General features: G+C 70.2%; 2 protein-coding genes and 1 pseudogene. 1 reads left to right on the forward strand and 2 read right to left on the reverse strand.

All coding sequences use genetic code 11. The annotated features are described in order from the left end of the window. Positions 1-227: pseudogene (locus VJN29_RS11925) on the reverse strand (4-hydroxy-tetrahydrodipicolinate reductase); the annotation flags it as partial. A 106-nt stretch (positions 228-333) separates the two neighbouring features. Here VJN29_RS11925 and VJN29_RS11930 point away from each other — a divergent pair. After that, complete coding sequence (locus VJN29_RS11930) at positions 334-468, forward strand: hypothetical protein (RefSeq protein ID WP_324143852.1); 135 nt, start codon at positions 334-336, stop codon at positions 466-468. Between the two features lie 110 nt (positions 469-578). On the opposite strand, the gene VJN29_RS11935 is transcribed toward VJN29_RS11930, so the two are convergent. Beyond that, positions 579-2643 (reverse strand): polyribonucleotide nucleotidyltransferase (locus VJN29_RS11935; protein ID WP_324143853.1); only part of this gene is annotated, 2065 nt, incomplete at its 5' end.

Raw genomic sequence — 2643 nt, forward strand, 5'->3', positions numbered from 1 at the left:
CCGACGACGACATGGACGCCCTGGGCGATGCAGTGCGCGACATTGCCGGGAGACGCGTCGGGGACGGAGAACTCCACCGCGACATCGGCCCCGGCGAGGTCTCCGAGATCGTCCCCCTGGTCGAACCGGCCGACCAGCTCGAGGTCCTCGGCCGCCTCGACGGCCCCGCAGACGGTCGAGCCCATCCGGCCGCCGGCGCCGACCACCGAGACCTTGATCGCGCTCATGCAGCGAACTGTAGTCACGGCGCTGCTGTTCACCTGCCGTTCACCTTCCCGACACCCTCCGTTACCATGGGCGACACTCCACGACGACGACCCTGAGGGCTCCCCCATGAAGAAGGTCCACCCCACCACCACCCGCACGGGCATGTCCGTGCGCTGGGTCCCGGTCACCGCGGATGACGGTCGGGTGCGGATGGAGATGCGCTGGAGCGCCGTACCCGTGGTGCCGAGTCACTCCGCCTGACGGAACCTCGCACGCGCCGAAGAGCCCGGACCGCGGCGGGGGACGACGAGGGCCCCACACCGGTCGGTGCGGGGCCCTCGTCGTACGGTTGCGGTGACGCCGACGCCGGCTCAGGCGTCGGTCGACGCGCTCTCGGCGTCCGAACGCTCACCACGTCCGCGGTTGCCACCACGACGGCGGTTCCGCTGGCGGCGCTCGCCGCGCTCCTCGTGCTCACCTTCAGCGACCGGGGCGTCCGGCGCCGCGTCGGCGTTGACCACGAGTGCCGGTGTCTCGCTGGCCCCGGTGTCCTCGACAGGCCCGGGCGAGGCCTGCTCGTCACCGGTCTCGCCCTCGGCGAGGACCGCTGCGAGCGACAGCTTGCCGCGCGGGTCGATCTCCTTGAGCTCGACCTGGACCTTCTGGCCCACGGCGAGGACGTCCTCGACGGCGTCGATCCGCTTGCCCCCGACGAGCTTGCGCACCTCCGAGATGTGGAGGAGGCCGTCCTTGCCCGGCAGGAGCGAGATGAACGCACCGAAGGTCGTCGTCTTGACGACCGTCCCGAGGAAGCGCTCGCCGATCTCCGGCATCTGGGGGTTGGCGATGGCGTTGATCATCGCGCGGGCCGCCTCGGCCGACGGGCCGTCGGTCGCCCCGATGTAGACCGTGCCGTCGTCCTCGATGGAGATGTCCGCGCCGGTCTCGTCCTGGATCTGGTTGATCATCTTGCCCTTGGGCCCGATGACCTCGCCGATCTTGTCGACGGGGACCTGAACCGAGATGACGCGAGGAGCGAAGGGGCTCATCTCGTCGGGTGCGTCGATCGCCTCGTTCATGACGTCGAGGATGTGCAGGCGGGCGTCGCGGGCCTGGGTCAGCGCGCTGCCGAGCACGTCGGCGGGGATGCCGTCGAGCTTGGTGTCGAGCTGGATGGCCGTGACGAACTCGCGGGTTCCGGCGACCTTGAAGTCCATGTCGCCGAAGGCGTCCTCGGCGCCGAGGATGTCGGTCAGGGCGGCGTACTGCATCTGCCCGTCCACCTCGGCCGAGATGAGGCCCATCGCGATGCCGGCAACCGGGGCTCGCAGCGGGACACCGGCGTTGAGCAGCGACAAGGTCGAGGCGCAGACAGATCCCATCGACGTCGACCCGTTGGAGCCCAGCGCCTCCGACACCTGGCGGATGGCGTAGGGGAACTCCTCACGCGTCGGCAGGACCGGCATGAGGGCCCGCTCGGCGAGCGCGCCGTGGCCCACCTCGCGACGCTTCGGGGACCCCACCCGGCCGGTCTCACCGGTGGAGTAGGGCGGGAAGTTGTAGTTGTGCATGTAGCGCTTCCGGGTGACCGGCGAGAGGGTGTCGAGCTGCTGCTCCATGCGGAGCATGTTCAGGGTCGTCACGCCCATGATCTGGGTCTCGCCACGCTCGAAGATCGCCGACCCGTGGACGCGCGGGAGCACCTCGACCTCGGCGGACAGCGCCCGGATGTCGGCGAGGCCACGACCGTCGATGCGGACCTTGTCGCGCAGGATGCGCTCGCGCACGAGCTTCTTCTGGACCGAGCGGAAGGCGGCCGAGACCTCCTTCTGGCGGCCGATGAACGGCCCCTCCGCGCCACCGTCGTGGATGCCGTCCGCGTCACCGACGAGCTTGAGGTGCAGCGCGGACTTGATCTCCTCGAGACGGTCCTCCCGCTCCTGCTTGCCGGGGATGGAGAGCGCCTTGGCGGCCTCGTCGGCCACCTCCGCCTCGACGGCCGCGTAGACGTCGTCCTCGTAGTCGAGGAAGATCGGGAACTCCTCGACCGGCTTGGCCGCCGTCCGGGCGAGCTCGGCCTGGGCGTCGCAGAGGGCCCGGATGAACGACTTCGCGGCCTCGAGGCCCTCCGCGACGACCTCCTCGGTCGGTGCCGTCTTGCCCTCGGTCTTCACGAGGTCCCAGGTCGCGTCGGTGGACTCGGCCTCGACCATCATGATGGCGACGTCATCCCCTGCGACGCGGCCGGCGACGACCATGTCGAACGTGGAGCGCGCGGCATCCGAGAAGTTGGGGAAGGCGACCCACTGGTCGTCGATGAGCGCCACGCGGACGCCACCGATCGGCCCGGAGAACGGCAGCCCCGAGATCTGCGTGGACGCGCTGGCCGCGTTGATGGCGAGCACGTCGTACTGGTGGTCGGGGTTGAGGGCGAGC

The organism is Intrasporangium sp., assembly GCF_035280925.1.
Lineage (GTDB): Bacteria > Actinomycetota > Actinomycetes > Actinomycetales > Dermatophilaceae > Intrasporangium.

Excerpts from the sequence above, each read along its gene's own strand:
- VJN29_RS11930 (WP_324143852.1), top strand. The coding sequence starts at position 334 with ATGAAGAAGGTCCACCCCACCACCACCCGCACGGGCATGTCCGTGCGC.